At 47.0% G+C, this 16,849-nt stretch carries 13 protein-coding genes; 5 read left to right on the top strand and 8 right to left on the bottom strand.

Annotation, left to right across the window (positions count from 1 at the left end; genetic code table 11):
• Nucleotides 1–41 precede the first annotated feature (41 nt).
• The 4 genes from L5M40_RS08180 to purT form a co-directional block, all read right to left on the bottom strand.
• Nucleotides 42–2,324 carry a hypothetical protein gene (locus tag L5M40_RS08180; protein WP_263175728.1) on the bottom strand — a complete coding sequence of 761 codons (2,283 nt, stop codon included), beginning with the start codon at nucleotides 2,322–2,324 and terminating at the stop codon, nucleotides 42–44.
• Nucleotides 2,314–3,780, bottom strand: a complete 1,467-nt coding sequence (locus L5M40_RS08175) for a DUF3142 domain-containing protein (RefSeq protein ID WP_263175727.1) — start codon at nucleotides 3,778–3,780, stop codon at nucleotides 2,314–2,316. Before L5M40_RS08175 ends, L5M40_RS08180 begins: the two co-directional genes overlap by 11 nt.
• 143 nt (nucleotides 3,781–3,923) lie before the next feature.
• Nucleotides 3,924–5,648, bottom strand: a complete 1,725-nt coding sequence (locus L5M40_RS08170; RefSeq protein ID WP_263256504.1) for an RluA family pseudouridine synthase — start codon at nucleotides 5,646–5,648, stop codon at nucleotides 3,924–3,926.
• 276 nt (nucleotides 5,649–5,924) lie between these two features.
• The gene (purT, locus tag L5M40_RS08165) at nucleotides 5,925–7,100 is read right to left on the bottom strand and encodes a formate-dependent phosphoribosylglycinamide formyltransferase (RefSeq protein ID WP_263175725.1); all 1,176 of its coding nucleotides are present in this window, start codon (nucleotides 7,098–7,100) and stop codon (nucleotides 5,925–5,927) included.
• Nucleotides 7,101–7,381: 281 nt separating this feature from the next.
• Here purT and L5M40_RS08160 point away from each other — a divergent pair, with 281 nt between their 5' ends.
• The 4 genes from L5M40_RS08160 (at nucleotide 7,382) to L5M40_RS08145 (ending at nucleotide 11,299) form a co-directional block, all read left to right on the top strand.
• Nucleotides 7,382–7,774 (top strand): DUF3302 domain-containing protein, encoded by a 393-nt coding sequence (locus tag L5M40_RS08160; RefSeq protein WP_028759246.1) that lies wholly within the window; start codon nucleotides 7,382–7,384, stop codon nucleotides 7,772–7,774.
• 1 nt (nucleotide 7,775) lies between these two features.
• Nucleotides 7,776–8,921, top strand: coding sequence for an HlyD family secretion protein (locus L5M40_RS08155; RefSeq protein ID WP_263175723.1), 1,146 nt, complete (start codon nucleotides 7,776–7,778; stop codon nucleotides 8,919–8,921).
• A gap of 95 nt (nucleotides 8,922–9,016) precedes the next feature.
• Nucleotides 9,017–10,528: an AAA family ATPase gene (locus tag L5M40_RS08150; RefSeq protein WP_263175721.1), complete on the top strand. Its 1,512-nt coding sequence runs from the start codon at nucleotides 9,017–9,019 to the stop codon at nucleotides 10,526–10,528.
• 135 nt (nucleotides 10,529–10,663) lie between these two features.
• Nucleotides 10,664–11,299 (top strand): DUF2625 domain-containing protein, encoded by a 636-nt coding sequence (locus L5M40_RS08145; protein ID WP_263175720.1) that lies wholly within the window; start codon nucleotides 10,664–10,666, stop codon nucleotides 11,297–11,299.
• Nucleotides 11,300–11,678: 379 nt separating this feature from the next.
• On the opposite strand, the gene L5M40_RS08140 is transcribed toward L5M40_RS08145, so the two are convergent.
• The 4 genes from L5M40_RS08140 to cysP all read right to left on the bottom strand — a co-directional run bounded on the left by L5M40_RS08140 (nucleotide 11,679) and on the right by cysP (nucleotide 15,722).
• On the bottom strand, nucleotides 11,679–12,809 hold the full coding sequence (locus L5M40_RS08140; protein ID WP_263175719.1) for a sulfate/molybdate ABC transporter ATP-binding protein: 1,131 nt from the start codon (nucleotides 12,807–12,809) through the stop codon (nucleotides 11,679–11,681).
• Complete coding sequence (cysW, locus tag L5M40_RS08135) at nucleotides 12,806–13,672, bottom strand: sulfate ABC transporter permease subunit CysW (protein WP_028759251.1); 867 nt, start codon at nucleotides 13,670–13,672, stop codon at nucleotides 12,806–12,808. The genes L5M40_RS08140 and cysW overlap by 4 nt, the downstream gene beginning before the upstream one ends.
• Before the next feature lie 9 nt (nucleotides 13,673–13,681).
• Entirely contained in the window at nucleotides 13,682–14,527 is an 846-nt protein-coding gene (gene cysT, locus L5M40_RS08130; RefSeq protein WP_105249982.1) for a sulfate/thiosulfate ABC transporter permease CysT, read from the bottom strand.
• A 187-nt stretch (nucleotides 14,528–14,714) separates the two neighbouring features.
• Complete coding sequence (cysP, locus tag L5M40_RS08125) at nucleotides 14,715–15,722, bottom strand: thiosulfate ABC transporter substrate-binding protein CysP (RefSeq protein WP_263175718.1); 1,008 nt, start codon at nucleotides 15,720–15,722, stop codon at nucleotides 14,715–14,717.
• Between the two features lie 212 nt (nucleotides 15,723–15,934).
• On the opposite strand from cysP, the gene cysM reads away from it, so the two are divergent.
• Complete coding sequence (cysM, locus tag L5M40_RS08120; RefSeq protein WP_105249981.1) at nucleotides 15,935–16,813, top strand: cysteine synthase CysM; 879 nt, start codon at nucleotides 15,935–15,937, stop codon at nucleotides 16,811–16,813.
• The last annotated feature ends 36 nt before the right edge of the window (nucleotides 16,814–16,849 follow it).

Genomic DNA, 16,849 nt, shown 5'->3' with positions numbered 1-16,849 from the left:
TCATGTCGATGTTGAGAGAGAAAGACGTAAATGGTTATTTATTATTGAGTTTTTCTTCTACGCATCCACCACACACCCAATAAGCCTGTGAGGGCTAATACGCCAAATACGACGGGCTTTTTCAGCTTGTGGTACAGGGCGTTCCATTCTGCCATTTCATTCGCCTGCGCTCGTTTTACTGCACCGTCAAAATCGGGCGCTTCACACTGCAAACCAAAGTTCTCGGCCCAAGGCACAAAGGGGCCGTTGGCGACGTATTTTTTGTAGTAACGTAGGGCAAGTTCTTGATCTCGATACAAGACCCAACCTGTGGCTTGGCAGAGTAGCGCTGCATAGGCTTGGCTGTTGTGGGGTACATGATCCGATGCCTTGTTGGCTAGTTCTGCTGCCGTGTAGCGATAATGGAAGCGTTTATCGGGAATTGCTTGGCTGGCGCTGATCCGCAGTTGTTCTTTCTCAGCCAGTTTGCTCGGCTCATTCCAATCACTTAGATCGAACACACCTTGGTAAATAGTGTAATCCGGGGCTAATTCAAATCCTAAGAGTTCCATGCCTTGGTGGCGAGCAAGTTCGGCAACAGCCCAATAGGCTTTCGCGCTATCAATGCCTTTTGTTTTTTTTGCTGCATTCAGCTCTGTGCCGTAGGCAAGGGCGCTGGCATTCAGTTTAGGATTAGGGAAGTAAACCGGCGCTTCAGCTATCGCGCCTTCGCGTAATAGCCTGCGACCTAACAAGTAGCGCAAGCGGTTGTTAATTGGCTCAATATTATCGTACCAGTCGCTGTCTTTAGGGTATTCAAAGGCGATAAATGGCACATGTTCGTCGATAAATAGCTTAAGTTCAGCCGTGGTGAGTACGCGCTCCGCCACATAGGCGATGTCTTGCCAGTACTCATCACCGCTGGCGAGTAAGTGATTGAGCGCATCGACATATTCGCCACGCTCTAGTGACAACACCCCTTGCTCGGCACGAATACGGCAGTAAGTGGCTGTATCTTCATCGGCATTAATGGCTTGTTGCTGAGTTTCTTTAGCGTCAACTGTGGTCGAGATCTTATTGAGTTGCTCTGGGAAGTGACGCGCTGCCTGAGCATAGGCCTTGGCAGCTTCTGCTTGATCGCCCTTTTGTAGCATTAATTTTGCGTTGAGCCACCAAGTGAGGCCGCTCGGTTTCGCTAGCGTTAATAGGCGCTCAGCACTGGCATAATCCCCTAACTGGTAATAAATCGCCGCTAATTTATCGCCATGGTTGAGCTGTAAGCCATCCGTTGGAAATACTTTAAGGAGCTCAGCAACCTTTAATCCCATTTCCGAAAGCTGGCCATTATAGGCGAATTCATTAGTGCTGCTTTGCCAATAGGCAATCAATAACTGCTGCACGCTCGCCTGTTGCAGTAGCGGCTTAAGTTCAGCAATCTCTTTACCCATCAAAGTGCGGCTTAACATCAATAAGGAATCATAACCGCCGCTATCGCCCTGTACCGATTGGGTGGCATAGAGCTCAATAGCTTTATTCAGTGCATCAGGGGTGAGAGCCATTTGCAGCTCTGACTCAGTTTCACCTGCCCCTTGATTGGTCAATTGTGGGAGCGGCTGGCCTTGGTGTAGCAGGATATAGGCTTGCTCACCTAAGCTCGCTAAACTCAAACGAAGGGGATCGGCGGCGCCTTGTGCGACTTCGCTTTGTAATTGTGTTAGGTAAGCATTGGCACGATTAAAATGTTCAGGATCAGCCGAAGTCTTGCTTAAGATAAGCTCAATACGCGACAGCGAATAGAGTGCCCACAGGTTACGAGATGCGCGTTCACTTTGTGGTAATTTAATGATTTTGCTGAAATAGTTACTCGCCCTCTCATAATCTTTTGCTTCAAACGCTACGGCACCTAAGGTGTACCAAGTTAGTGCTTGTGGTAGATCTTTGTCTAACTTAGCGGCCATTTGCTCGGCTTCAATGGGGCCCGTTGCATCCCGCAAAGTGTTCACTAAAGCTAAATGGGCGTCACTTAACTCGCTGTTTTCAAAGGCGCGAGTTTGTGAAAGATAACGGCTATGCACTTCATCCCAGAGATATTCCTGTGCAGCGGGGGCATCTTGATACTGCCAAGGCAAAGGTTTTGCGAGGGCGGTGAGCTGCTGGCTGAAAGAGGTTTGCGGTAAATAACTGAGATTGCTCTGCCTATCCTGAGTGAGTTGCAAAGGAAAATCGGGGCCGCAGGCCAATAGCATAGGGGAAAATAAGCTTAAACAAATGAGCGTGGTCTTTTTAAGCATAAAAGCCCGATTGGGTGTTGCCATGGTAAACGATAGTTTTGGCTTATGGCGCATAAATTCCCTGTAAATATAATGACTCACAACGTGCCCAGCCTATCACTTTTTGGCCGCCAGGGTTGAGCATGTGTGTTTGAATGTCTCTGTTTGATTGCGGCATAGGCATGATTGCAGTGCGTGAAACTGTTTTGGTTGGTGTCAACGCTGCTGTATTCTCAGCTCGCCATTGCCACGTTAACAGCCCATCTTTTTGTATTACGCTATAGCCATTTTGCGCATCATACCCGCTGCAAGCTTGTCCCGCTAGCGACAAAATAGGAGGAATTTCACCTGCAATATTACCGTGATTCATTAAGCTCAGTTGGAATAGCTGTTGCTTGTGGATTTCCAGATTTTTTGGCTTATTTTCAGCGGCTAATATCGTTTGAGTTGTGGCCTTGTTATCGCTTGAGATCACTAATTCAATCTTAGCGGCAAGTTCACCTTGCTGTGCAACGGCGATTAAGGTGTTGAGTGGCCAAACCCTTTTATCCCCTTCCAGCGGCAGCCGAAACCAGATAATGCCTCTGAGTTTGGCATCTTTTTGAGTGTGTAGTTTTTGCACAAAGGCTTGTAATACTAGAGGATCGGCCATCAGTTCCTGTACTACATTGACTGATTTGAGTTGATCGCGCAGCGGTGTTTCACTTTCAACTTGATAACCTGAAGCTGTACTGATGACCGCCGAACCATAGGCGGGGAGCGCAATAAGGTAAGGCACAGTGCTGATATTTGAGAGTTGCTGCACCCACTGCCAACCTTGAGTCGCATCGAATAGTCCGAGGCGTGGATCGCTTACGCTGTGAATTTGTAGCACCAGTTCATCAATACTGGTGAGTAACACGGGAAAATCGGCACTACTGAGCCAAGCGGGCAGTGCAGTAATGCTGAGTTTGAGTTCTGCGGGTAACTGCGCTTTAAGCTTTTTAAGAAAATCCCGATAGGCTGGCAGTTTACTGTTGGCACTGTCGTGGTCGATTTCAACCCCCGCGATGTGCGTGCCTTTTGCCTGCCAAGTTGCTAGTACTTGGTTGATTTTATTGATCACTTGTTCATCATTTAAATGCGCGAACTGACCATCTAAGCGAATCACGGCAATTTTTGGCCTAGGATCCGCCTGCAACCAAGCATGATTGACCGCAACTTCAAACCAAATGTCTGCGCCATTGGGTTTTGGATGCGCTTGCAGTGCTAAAATACGTAATCCTTGGAATGCACCTTGGCTTTGCACTAATGCCGTTTGATTGGCGGGGCGCCATTGGCGCTGCCAGATATAGACTTCCTGCGCGAGTGGCGCTCGAAGCGTTGTTGCTTCTGTAGCGGCTTTTACTGCGACACTGGTATTTGGGCTAGCCGTGGTTTCGTTGGGATTTGATGCTGGCTGGCAGGCGCTCATAAATACGGCTGCGCTCAACAAAGCAAATAAGAACCATTGATTTCGGCTTATGTTTTTAACCAGATTGCCTATGCCCATACTACTGCTATCGATTCCGTTTTGAGTGAGGCATTACTATGCCCGAAAAATGCCACTTATACATCGCGGTCAAACTTCTGATAATGCCCACTAAGCTTGGTTTTCCTTTTGGTGCCTTGTTAATCAATATCAGAACTCAGATCTCAAAAATCAGGATCGACTTGAAAGCGCATCTGTTCACGGGTGACGGGATGTTGAAGCATCAATAAATCGGCATGCAGATGCAGGCGATTGGCGCGAGTGCCGTACAGATCGTCACCCACAATGTGCGTATTTAGCCCTTCTGAGTGGGCGCAGTGAACTCTGAGCTGATGGGTTCGGCCCGTTTTTGGGGATAGATATACGCGGGCTGTACGTGCCATTTCATCGATATGGCTTAATTCCCAATAGGTTTGGGCCGCTTTGCCAAATTCATAGCAAACGAGTTGTCTCGGTCTATCGTCTAAATCGCCACGTAGGGGTAAAGAGATTTTTCCCGCTGCCGGCTTATCTGCCATTGCTGTAGGGATCCCTGCTAAAAGTGCCACATAACGCTTAGTTACAGTGCGCTGGATAAACTGTTTTTGCAGCTGTTTATGGGCGTCTTTTGTCAATGCGATCACCATTAATCCCGAGGTCGACATATCGAGCCTGTGGACGATAAGTGGTCCTGTGGCATTGGGAAACGTTTGACGCATGCGCGAATACACTGAGTCTTCAATCTCTTTGCCGGGCACTGATAAAAACTCGGCGGGTTTGTTCACAATCGCCATCGCCTCGTCTTGGTAGAGGATGCTTAAGGTTTTGCCTTCGGCGGGGTTCGTCAGCAGCGGATTATCATCGACAACAAGTCCTTCGAGCATATGCCCCAAGATAGGTTGGCATTTACGCAGACAGGCAGGATAAAACTGCTTATGTTGGCGAATTTCTGATTTTGGCGGCGCCCCCCACCAAAATTCGGCAATCGCCAATGGTTTAAGACAGTGTTTAAAGGCGTAATGTAGCAACTTAGGGGCGGCACATTCCCCTGAGCCTGCGGGCGGTGTTAACTCAACCGTCCCGTTAAATATGCCGTTAAGGCTTTTTTCTGCGCCGCGAATATTCAAAAAACGATACTGCTCAAACAGCTTTTGCTGCAGCGCCGCCGAGAGCTGTTTACGCTGTAGTCTTAACGCGTCACGCTTATCAGTGAGCAGAGTTAACGCTTGGCTGATGGCATGGATACGTTCATCCCAATAGCGTTTAATATCTCTTAACTGATTCTTTTCGTTAATGCTTTCTTGGCTGAGTTTAGCTTCGATTGCAGTATTTTCACGTAAAGTATCATCAGTTGGATTGGCAGCCCATTGCACTGCGAGTTGATTGCGCTGCGTCTTGCGGGATTGACGGCCGTCGATCATCACTTGCCTGTGGGCGGCAAGCTTGGCTTGTGCTTGAGCTTGCTCAGCGTTGAGTTCGTTCGATAGCCGAGGAATATCGGGGTGATTTTCTACTGCAAGTAGCTGCTCGTTAATTTGGTTGATTTGCAGATTTTCGGCGTGGAAAAAATTGTCCTTAGCCAGCATATCAAACACAGGTGGAACGAAGCCTGGCCAATGGTTCTGCTCAGCTAACTTGCCCGAAAATGCCGACAAATAGCCCACTTTTCCCTGCGGATCTTGCACTAAAAGCACACCAAACATTTTACCAATGGCACCCGTTAACTCGCCCGTGAGGCCAAAGTTATGTTGCCAATCGTTTTGAGTCTCAAGGTGGCGTTGTAATTCGTTGGCTGCGATCACGCATAATGGATGCGGTTCGTAATAGAAAGGAAAGGTAAAACGTTGCGGCAGGGCATAGGCATCAATGGCTTGTGTGAAAGAGGTAAAGCAAGAAGGCTGAAGATGCATATTGGGGTCTACTGTTGGTTTTACTTATCTGGGTTAATTATCGGAGTTAATTATCTGGGTTAATTATCTGGGTTAAGCCACTACTTAGGATGAGGGCAAGCAAGAAAGGGCGTTAGTTTACTCTGTCGATTTGGGACTGTCGATTTTGGGCTGTCACTTTTTATTGGTACGGATTTTAGATACGGCTCTGTGTTGAAAAAGGGAAATGGCATTAAAGCGCATTTCCCTTTGATGTGTCGCTTGTGCTTAAAGCCAATTTTAAACGGTTCAACCCGCTTAAAAGATGACGTTCACTTTACTGGCGCTATCGAGTGCTTTGCTGATTGCGCTGTCGATATTGATATCACGGGCAAGTGCGACACCTAAACGGCGGCGACCATCAATATCGGGTTTGGCGAATAATCTAAGCTGAGTGTTGACCGCTTCTAATGCCGCACCAATCCCTTGATAGCGGATATTGGTTGAGGTACCTTCGGCCAAAATCACCGCCGAGGCACTTGGACCATGCTGATGGATATTGGGAATAGGCAGGCCGAGAATAGCTCTAACATGCAGGGCAAATTCCGATAAATCTTGGCTGATGAGTGTGACTAAGCCTGTGTCGTGGGGTCTTGGCGAGACTTCAGAGAAATACACTTCATTACCTTTAACAAACAGTTCTACGCCAAATAGTCCATAACCGCCAAGGGCTTCGACGACTTTGCTCGCAATCGCTTGGGATTTTGCTAGCACTTCATCGGACATGACTTGTGGCTGCCATGACTCGCGATAATCGCCATCTTCTTGCCTGTGGCCAATGGGAGCACAAAAATGAATGCCGTTGACTGCGCTGATGGTTAACAGGGTGATTTCATAATCGAAGGGAATAAAGCCTTCGATTATCACGCGACCGCCGCCAGCGCGTCCGCCTTCTTGGGCGTATTGCCACGCTTTATGGCTGAGGGCGATATCGCGAATAACGCTTTGGCCTTTGCCCGAGGAACTCATGACTGGCTTCACCACACAAGGCACGCCAATTTCACTAATCGCTTGATTAAATTTGGTTTCGGTATCACAGAAAAAATACGGAGAAGTCGGTAAACCTAAGGTTTCAGCGGCGAGACGACGAATACCTTCCCTGTCCATAGTGAGCTTCGTTGCCCGAGCTGTTGGGATAATATTCACCCCTTCGGCTTCCATGTCCACTAAGGTTTGGGTGGCGATGGCTTCAATTTCTGGGATGACTAAGTGCGGTTTTTCTAACTCGATAACGGCACGCAGGGCGTTGGCATCGAGCATATTGATCACATGGGAGCGATGCGCGACTTGCATGGCGGGGGCGTTGGCGTAACGGTCAACGCCAATCACTTCAACGCTTAAGCGTTGCAGTTCAATGGCCACTTCTTTGCCAAGTTCACCGCAGCCGAGCAACATGGCGCGTCGTGCGCCCTCAGTGTAGGGAGTGCCTATCATGTGTGGGTACCTTTGAGATTGTAGGGATGATGGGTTTTATGCTTGCGTTCTATGCCGCAATGATGTGGCTAGTTTAGCCTGAACAGGCTTTAGGATCATGGAGTAAATCGACAAGTGTGTCCCGGATCACTGGGGGCAAAAACGAAACAGCATATCTTTGGTTAATATTGGAGCTGAGGTTGAGAGTAAATTCAAATGTTAATTTTATGTTTCTAGCATGTTTGGGGACCATCCACTAATCTTTGGGATGGAATACATATTATTAATACAAGGAGATGCGGATGTTCTTAGATTACTTTGCGTTAGGTATTTTGTTTTTCGTCATCATTATCATGTTTTATGGTGTCATTGCCATTCATGATATCCCCTATGAAATAGCCAAAAAGCGTAATCATCCCCAGCAAGATGCATTGCATATCGCTGGGTGGGTGAGTCTATTCACCCTACATGCAATTTGGCCATTTTTATGGATCTGGGCGACTTTATACCGTGAAGATCGCGGTTGGGGGTTCAATACTGTAATGAAGCGAGAATTAGTTTTAGAGGAGGATGTGAATTCATTGCGCGAGACGGTCAGAGGGCTTCAGACTCGGCTTGAACAGTTAGAGCAAATAACTCCCATGAATATAGCGCCTGCTGTGGATGCGATAAAAACAGACAAAGTTGAGGTATAACATGGATTTATTACTCATACTCACCTATGCGGCCGTGTGTATTACTATCTTTAAAGTCTTTAAAATTCCGATGAATAAATGGACTGTTCCCACCGCAGTGCTGGGCGGGGTGTTCATTATTGGTACCTTATTGCTCGTGATGAATTACAACCATCCTTATTCTCGTTTTGCCCGTGAATATTTTGTCACTATCCCTATCACACCCGCAGTAAAAGGCTTAGTGACTTCGGTGGAAGTGCAGCCTAATATGCCAGTTAAACAAGGGGATGTGTTATTTCGTCTCGATCCTATTCCCTTCGAGGCCGTTGTTAAACGTAAACGCGCTGCTTTGATGGAAGCAGAGCTCCAAGTGCCACAACTCGCCGCGGCGTGGGAGTCGGCTAAGGCTAATGTAGAGCGCGCTAGGGCCGATAAAGACCGTAATAAATCTGCCTTCGAGCGTTATGAGTTAGGCCGCAAGAAAGGGGGCGCGAATTCGCCTTTTACTGAACTGGAACTCGATAATAGGCGTCAATTGTACTTAGCCTCAGAGGCACAACTGACCGTCGCGAATGCTGAAGAACTGCGTGTCAGGCTGGCCTATGAATCTAATATTGATGGTGTTAATACCAAAGTGGCTGGCTTGCAAGCTGATTTAGCCAGTGCACTCTACGATTTAGAACAGACAGTCGTGCGGGCACCTGCAGATGGTGTGGTGACGCAAATGGTACTTCGTGCGGGAGCGATGGCAGTGCCTTTACCATTACGTCCCGTAATGAGCTTTATTCCCGACGAGCAACGCTACTTTGCGGGGGCATTCTGGCAAAACTCGTTAATGCGTTTGCAGGAAGGTGATGAAGCTGAAGTGATATTGGATGCCGCTCCAGGACAAATCTTTAAGGGAAAAGTGGCGAAAATATTACCCGCTATGGCTGAAGGTGAAGTTCAAATGGGCGGCGCGCTGCAGTCATCGGCTCGTTTATTTCAAAATGGTCGCGTTATTGTGCTGATTGATATCGAAGATGATGCTATCCGTACGCAATTTCCTGCGGGTGTTTCTGGGCAGGTTGCAATTTATACTGAACATTTCCATCATGTCGCTGTGATGCGTAAAGTATTGCTGAGGATGCAAGGTTGGCTGAATTACTTGTTTTTTGATGGACATTAACCCTTAATCGGTTAACTTTTGTCTGTTGTATCAAGTCCAGTTCGCTGGACTTTTTTGTGACACATTTTTGGGTGAATAAAAAGGAATTTGAAAGCATGCAAGATATTCACGATTTAACCTCAGTGCTGCGCTCCAATACGCCAATTGTAGTGATTGAAACCTATGAAGAATATCGCGTGGTTGAGCTGCTTAAGCGGGTCGCAAGTGTGCTCTATCAACCTGTGTTTACATGGAGCATCACCCAAGGCCTAGCAAGGGTCGATAAGCCCTTGGCGGCGCAAAAGTTTAATAGCGAACCTACAGATCTGCTCGGGCAAATTAAATCAACCTCGCAGCAGGGAATTTATGTGCTGTGCGATTTTCATCCCTTTGTGGTTGACGCGCCAAAGAACGTACGCTTACTCAAAGAGATAGCCCTTGAGTATGAGACGCTGCAGCACACCTTAGTGCTGGTGAGTCACGCCTTTGAAATCCCGCCTGAAATCAAACGTTATTGCGCATATTTTCACTTAACTTTGCCAAGTACAGTGCAATTGCAAAATCTGATTTATCTTGAAGTTGATAAAATTCGTCACCAAGGTACGCCGCTACAGGTCGATGATGCTGCAGTGGTCAAATTAGCCGATAATCTGCGGGGCGTGACTTTAGACGATGCCCGTCGTCTCGTACGCAAAGCCATAGTCAATGACGGTGCTATTACCTTGTCAGATATCGACGCTATCAATAAAGCCAAGTTTCAGCTACTCGATCTTAATGGTGTGCTGCAATTTGAATACGACACCAGTGATTTTTCACAGGTCGCAGGACTACATAATCTTAAAAAATGGCTCAAGCAGCGCTCGCCCATAGTGGCTGTCAGCGCCATTGACCAAGGCGGCCAGCCGACTCCAGTTCAGCACGTCAAAGCGCTCGATGCGCCCAAGGGGATTTTACTGCTGGGCGTTCAGGGCAGTGGTAAGAGCCTCGCGGCTAAGGCCGTTGCGGGCGTCTGGCAACGACCTTTGCTCAGGCTCGATATGGCAGCCTTATATAACAAATACATAGGCGAAACCGAGAAGAACCTGCGTAATGCACTGGATCTGGCTGACATGATGTCGCCCTGTGTGCTTTGGATAGATGAAATTGAAAAAGGCTTAAGCGGGAGTTGCAGCGATGAGGGCACCTCGACGCGGATCCTCGGCACCTTACTTACCTGGATGGCGGAGCGTAAATCTGAAGTGTTTGTGGTGGCTACCGCTAATGATATTCAAGTTCTGCCGCCAGAGTTGATGCGAAAGGGCAGGATGGATGAAATCTTTTTTGTCGATTTACCCGACGAAGCTATACGCAAAGCCATCTTCTTAATCCACTGTAAGCGCCGTGGAATCGATGTGGCGAGCTTAGATCTCGCCCAGTTATCGGCGCGTAGCCAAGGATTTTCCGGCGCCGAAATCGAGCAAGCCGTTATTGCTGCCATGTATACCGCAAGAAGTGTCGAGTGCAGTGTCGACCAAGTGCTATTACTTGAAGAACTTAGTAAGACACGGCCTTTATCTGTGGTCATGAGCGATAAAATCAATGCGCTACGACAATGGGCAGCAGGCCGAACCGTGAATGCCCATGAGTAAGATTTTTGCTTGGTACCATGAGTGCTAACTAGCATTTTTAAACGTTACATTAGCTTAGTTATTTTCGACATTCCCAAGGTACCGTTATGAATGATGAGTCGTTTTACTGGATATTAGTGATACAAGGATAAGAGATTGAAAAGTATATATGAACTGATTGATATCGAAGACTCTGGCATAAAAGTAGTCAATGAAATGGTTGCTGGTGCTGAGCATTGTGTAGAGATACTACCGCCGTCAAAGGATCGGGTTGAAGTACTTGAATCCCTTCAGGTATCGACTCGTTCGGTATTAGGGGCTATTGCCTACGAAACCGGTGGGATTTTGATCGACAATGGATGGATTCGATTTTTCGGCTCTGGACATGAAAGATTGTCTAGAAACCTTACTGATTGGAATAGAAGTGCACATTATCTTTTAGTGGCGAATGACGTAGTTGGTGGATTTTTTGCTATCAACGGCGGCGGTTTAGGTGCAGATGTTGGGAATATATACTATTGGTCGCCAGACTCAATTCATTGGGAAGGATTAGAAATCGGATTCACAGATTTTTTTCAATGGTCAGCTACAAAGAGAATCAATGAGTTTTATGCGAGTTTAGGTAAAGATCGCTTTCAAAAAAACTATTCACAGATAGCTACAGATAAATGCCTGAGCTTTTATCCATTTTTATGGGCGAAAGAAGGTTCTATTGAAATAAGCAGCGTGAAAGTGGTGTCAGTTGATGAAATGTATAGGCTGAAATTGGAATTATTAACCTCGGTTAGTTAATTCGTTTACCCGCTGATTTTATGAGTACTTCTGCAACAATTATTTGTTATAAATATCTAATGTATTGATTGTTAGATGTAAATCTGCTTATCAGCTCTATTGATTCAACATGGATGGGCTGTATATGCCATCTATAATTAATCACTTCTTCGGAGGGGACAGCACCAAGATCTAGCTGACGTTTTTGGCAGTATCTTGGGCTTTCTCGTTACCGCTTGCATCAAAAATCAAAGCTGTCGCTATCACCAAAAGTTGTCGCGGCAATGCCTAATGAGTGCTTTAGTGTTTGGCGTGACAATATCTCTCTAAATGGTTTGAATCTTAGCGATATCCACTCCCTGTGGTACCGCTAATGCTGCTTATTCCTATCATGATGACATTAGATATCAAAGGCGAGACTGCCCGGAGTCAGGAATGGCCAACTTAGACGCGTCGGTGAACTCTCACCCTGCGCACCAAAGAAGTAAGCTGTTCTTGGGGTAGCGTAAACTACACTGCCTTTTTGCAACCCGAGTTCCTGCAGATTATGGTGGGTGAATTTGGCTTCCCACTGCTCTTCGCTATGCCAGCCATGTGGGGCTAATTCCAGTCTTACTTCGGCGCCGATGGGGGTCATGGCGACAATATTGAACGGCAAATTGGCCTGACTATTGGGCTTATTTGACAGCGCTAATTCGTGACTGCGTACATAGAGAACACCATCTTGCTGCAGTGTTTGCTGTTCTGGAGGTGTTAAAAATGCTTGACCGTTTTCCCAACGTTTTTGTTGCCAACTGGCTTCAAAGACATTGACGTTACCAAGAAAATCAAACACAAAGCGACTATTGGGGTGCGAGTATAGCTCAGCAGGTGTATTAATCTGCTCTATATGACCATTGCTCATCACTACCACTCTATCTGAAAGCTCAAGCGCCTCATCCTGATCGTGGGTCACAAACACGCTGGTGAATTTCAATTCATCATGCAGGCTGCGTAGCCAGCGGCGTAGTTCTTTACGCACTTTAGCATCTAAGGCGCCAAAGGGTTCATCCAGTAGCAAGACTTCTGGTTGGGTTGCGAGTGCACGGGCCAACGCAATGCGCTGTTTTTGTCCACCCGAGAGTTGTTCAGGATAGCGCTGTGCGAGATGGCCTAGTTGTACTGTTTCTAGCAGTTGTGTCACTCGCTTATGAATTTCTGCCGCCGAAGGCCTTTGTTTTTTCGGCATGACTTCGAGTCCAAAGGCGACGTTATCGGCGACCGTCATATGGCGAAACAGCGCGTAGTTTTGAAACACAAAACCTACGCGTCTTTCACGCACATGCACTTGAGTGACATCTCGGTTGCCGAATTGAATTTGGCCGCTATCGGCTCCTTCAAGACCGGCAATAATCCGCAGCAGTGTGGTTTTGCCTGAACCTGATGGTCCCAGCAGACCAATCATTTCCCCTTCTTGAATATCGAGATTAAGTGGGGAAAGCGCCTGAAATTGGCCAAATTTCTTGGAAATATTAGTAAGACGAATACTCATAGTTGGCTCTGCTCTTTATTGTCATTGGCGGTTAAACTGCGTTGTTGCCGCCATTCCACTACGGCTTTTAACATTAGGGTAAATAGGGCGATCAGGGCCAGTAATGACGCGCTCGCGAAGGCGGCTTCGGCCTGATAATCTTCATACAATAATTGCACATGTAAAGGTAAGGTATTGGTTTCGCCGCGAATGTTGCCAGATACGACAGCAACGGCACCAAATTCTCCTACGGCTCTGGCATTGGTGAGGATCACACCGTAAATCAGTGCCCATTTGATGTTGGGTAGGGTCACGCGGCGAAAGAGTTGCCACCATGACGCTCCAAGGATCACTGCAGCTTCTTCTTCCGATGCGCCCTGTTGTTGCATCAATGGGATCAGTTCTCTGGCCACAAAGGGGCAAGTGACAAAAATGGTCACTAATAGTATTCCTGGCCAAGCAAACATGATCTGCAGATCGTGCTCATATAGCCATTCGCCAAGCCAACCACTGTTGCCATAGAGCAGCAAATAGAGCAAACCTGCGACGACAGGGGAGACCGCAAATGGAATATCAATCAGCGTGATCAGTAACTTGCGACCGGGGAATTCAAAGCGAGTCACGCTCCAGGCCAGCATGATTCCGAACACTAAATTGATTGGTACTGTGAGTGCTGCCACCATCAGTGTTAAACCAATCGCATGCAGCGAATCCGGTTGAGTTAGGTGCCCAATATAACGCTCCCAACCTCCGACAAACGCCTGCTGAAAAATACTCACCAACGGCAATAGCAACAATAGCAAGCCCAAGAGCACGGCGAGGGTAATAAGGCTCCATTTGATCAGGGGCGCTTCACCGACTCTTAAGGGTTTAAATGAGTTCATATTTGCTCCTTATCGTCCATGAATGCGGCGCAGATAACGCGCCTGCCACAGGTTTATCAGCAGTAATAGCAGTAACGAGGTCATCAGAACCACAGAGGCAATGGCGCTGGCACCTGCAAAATCAAATTCTTGTAGGCGGACAAAGATCATTAACGAAGTGATTTCACTGATATAAGGCATATTGCCAGCGATAAAGATCACTGCACCAAACTCACCCAGACTGCGGGTAAAAGACAGTGCCGTTCCAATCATTAATGCTGGCCAAAGGGAGGGCAAAATAACCCGCCAGAATACCGAACGATCCGAGGCGCCAAGCGTCATTCCCGCTTCTTCTTCCTCGTGGGATAACTCTTCGAGAACGGGTTGTACTGTACGAACCACAAAGGGAATACTGGTGAAAATCATCGCGACCACTATGCCTAGCGGGGTGTAGGCAACTTTTATGCCCCATTCAGCCAATAGACTACCGATTTGGCCGTTTTCCGCATAAAGGGTGGCTAAGGTGATACCGGCAACGGCGGTCGGCAAGGCAAAGGGTAAATCTACCAAGGCATCTAAAATGCGTTTGCCGGGAAATTCATAACGCACGAGTACCCATGCGAGTAATAATCCGAAAAGGCAGTTAAATAATGATGCCGCGAGCGCCGATAGTATGGTGACTCGGTAACTGGCAACCACTCTGGGATCGGCAATCACGCCCCAGTATTCGGACCAGCTCATTGAACTGGTCTGCATGATTAGTCCTGTGGTCGGCAATAATAGGATTAGGCTGACAAACAGCAGGGACACACCTAAGCTGATGGTAAAACCGGGAAGAACCCGCTTATGGCGTAAACGCCCGTTATTAAAAATCACAGAATAATCACCCGATCAGGTTAATTGTGTTAAACCAATACTATTTATACGGTTCGCTCGTTGTTGGCTCAAGCCATTTGTTGGATGCAATCTTTACGGCTAACACTGATTGATAAATGCCAATTAGCGATAAACCCGAGACTTTGCTCGGGTTCAATGTTGATATCTTACTACATTAAGGACGACATCAGCGCTTTAATAGCTCATCGAGTTTTGCACCGTTAGCAAACTGCGTTTTCATGGCATTATCCCAACCACCGATGATTTGCTCAACAGTCAGCAGGTCAACGGTAGGGAACTGCTTAGCAAACTCAGCTTTTACCTTTTCGTTGTGTACACGATAGCTGAATCCTGCCAGTAGACGTTGTGCTTCTTCACTGTAGAGATAATTCAAATACTCAGTTGCGAGTTCCTGTGTACCGTTACGCTTAGCATTTTTTTCAACTATAGCGACGGGGAACTCTGCCAGAATCGAGGTTTTTGGTACAACCACTTGGTAATCGTCCGTACCATACTGCTGGCGGATATTGTTCACTTCCGATTCAAAGGTAATTAATACATCACCGATCCCACGTTCAACAAAGGAGGTGGTCGCACCGCGGCCGCCTGTATCAAATACTGCGACATTTCCGAGGAATTTTTTCAGGAATTGATCCAGTTTAGCCTGATTATCCTTACCATAGTTTTTCTGAGCATAACCTAATGCGGCTAAATACGTGTAGCGAGCATTACCGGAGGTTTTTGGGTTAGGAAAGACCAGTTTAATGTCATCTCTCGCTAAATCGCCCCAGTCGCTGATCTGCTTTGGGTTACCTTTGCGTACCAAAAATGCGATGGTGGAATAGTAAGGTGAACTGGCGTTAGGCAGTAATTGTTGCCAATTTTCAGGGATCAATTTACCGCGGTCATGGAGGACCTGAACGTCTGTTACTTGGTTAAACGTCACCACATCTGCGGGTAATCCCTGCAGAATAGAGCGTGCCTGTGCAGATGATCCTGCATGGGATTGTTTAATTTCGACGGTTTTACCTGTTTTCTCTTCCCAATGTTTGGCAAAAACGGGGTTGTAGGCATTGAATAATTCCCGTGCGATATCATAAGAGGAATTAAGCAGGGTTTGATCTGCGGCAGTCACATTGAGTGAGGTTCCCAGAATTAGGGTTCCTAGCAGGGCCTTTATCAATTTTACGGACATTTTTAACTCCTTAATCTGGCAATTTTGTCAGCGTTATGGCACCTAGAGTAATAGAATTAATTGTTTATAAAAAGCCAGTTGAATAGAACTTTTTTGAATAACTATGAGCGATTTATTTTATGTTATAAGCAGTATTCACCGTGTTTGTCAGTGGTAACCGACTTAGAATAGGCTATCGCTTAGTTGTTTTTATCAAGTAAAGGATAATCCTAGTGTCTGACTTTCCGACAATTGAAGCCTGCATCGGGCAAACTCCGCTGGTTCGCTTGCAGCGGCTTAACTGTGGTACTTCCACTGTACTATTAAAATTGGAAGGCAATAACCCCGCGGGTTCAGTAAAAGATCGTCCTGCACTCAATATGATTATTCAGGCCGAACTTCGCCAAGAAATAAGCCCTGGTGATACGCTTATTGAGGCAACGAGTGGCAATACTGGGATTGCGCTGGCGATGGCGGCGGCAATCAAAGGATACAAGATGATCCTGATTATGCCGAATAATTCGACTCAGGAGCGTAAGGATGCAATGCAAGCCTATGGCGCAGAGCTCATGCTAGTGGATAACATGGAGACTGCGCGGGATTTGGCGCTGCAGTTACAAAGCGAAGGCAAAGGTAAGGTGCTGGATCAATTTAATAACCAAGATAACGCTAATGCCCATTTCCTCACGACAGGCCCTGAGATCTGGCAACAGAGTCTAGGCAAAATTACCCACTTTGTGTCAAGTATGGGGACGACAGGTACCATAATGGGTGTGTCAAAATACCTTAAAAGTTGTAATCCCGACATCACTATCGTCGGCCTTCAACCCGCCGATGGCAGTGCTATTCCAGGGATTCGGCGTTGGCCGCAGGCATATTTGCCTGGGATTTTTGATGCTTCTTGGGTTGATTTAGTTATGGATATTGAAGAGCAAGATGCAAAAGCCATGGCGAGAACTTTAGCGCGAGAGGAAGGGATTTGTGCAGGAGTCAGTTCGGGCGGTGCCGTGTTTGCTGCGCTGGAGATTGCTAAACAATATCCGGGTTCTGTGGTCGTGGCGATTGTCTGTGATAGGGGCGATCGTTACCTTTCGTCAGGGCTTTTTTCCTGAGTCCTAGATTTTTACTTTAAGCATATTGAGCGATAT

Origin of the sequence: Shewanella sp. SM68 (assembly GCF_025653925.1) — a bacterium.
GTDB lineage: Bacteria > Pseudomonadota > Gammaproteobacteria > Enterobacterales > Shewanellaceae > Shewanella > Shewanella oncorhynchi.
The sequence above is the reverse complement of the archived record's forward strand: the minus strand, read 5'-3'. Positions and strand labels throughout refer to the sequence as shown.

What these genes read in the sequence shown, in the direction of transcription:
- cysW (WP_028759251.1), bottom strand. Translation starts at nt 13,672, where the DNA reads ATGAACTCATTTAAACCCTTAAGAGTCGGTGAAGCGCCCCTGATCAAA.
- L5M40_RS08150 (WP_263175721.1), top strand. Translation starts at nt 9,017, where the DNA reads ATGCAAGATATTCACGATTTAACCTCAGTGCTGCGCTCCAATACGCCA.
- purT (WP_263175725.1), bottom strand. Translation starts at nt 7,100, where the DNA reads ATGATAGGCACTCCCTACACTGAGGGCGCACGACGCGCCATGTTGCTC.
- L5M40_RS08180 (WP_263175728.1), bottom strand. Translation starts at nt 2,324, where the DNA reads ATGCGCCATAAGCCAAAACTATCGTTTACCATGGCAACACCCAATCGG.
- cysP (WP_263175718.1), bottom strand. Translation starts at nt 15,722, where the DNA reads ATGTCCGTAAAATTGATAAAGGCCCTGCTAGGAACCCTAATTCTGGGA.
- L5M40_RS08175 (WP_263175727.1), bottom strand. Translation starts at nt 3,780, where the DNA reads ATGGGCATAGGCAATCTGGTTAAAAACATAAGCCGAAATCAATGGTTC.
- L5M40_RS08170 (WP_263256504.1), bottom strand. Translation starts at nt 5,648, where the DNA reads ATGCATCTTCAGCCTTCTTGCTTTACCTCTTTCACACAAGCCATTGAT.
- L5M40_RS08140 (WP_263175719.1), bottom strand. Translation starts at nt 12,809, where the DNA reads ATGAGTATTCGTCTTACTAATATTTCCAAGAAATTTGGCCAATTTCAG.
- L5M40_RS08160 (WP_028759246.1), top strand. Translation starts at nt 7,382, where the DNA reads ATGTTCTTAGATTACTTTGCGTTAGGTATTTTGTTTTTCGTCATCATT.
- L5M40_RS08155 (WP_263175723.1), top strand. Translation starts at nt 7,776, where the DNA reads ATGGATTTATTACTCATACTCACCTATGCGGCCGTGTGTATTACTATC.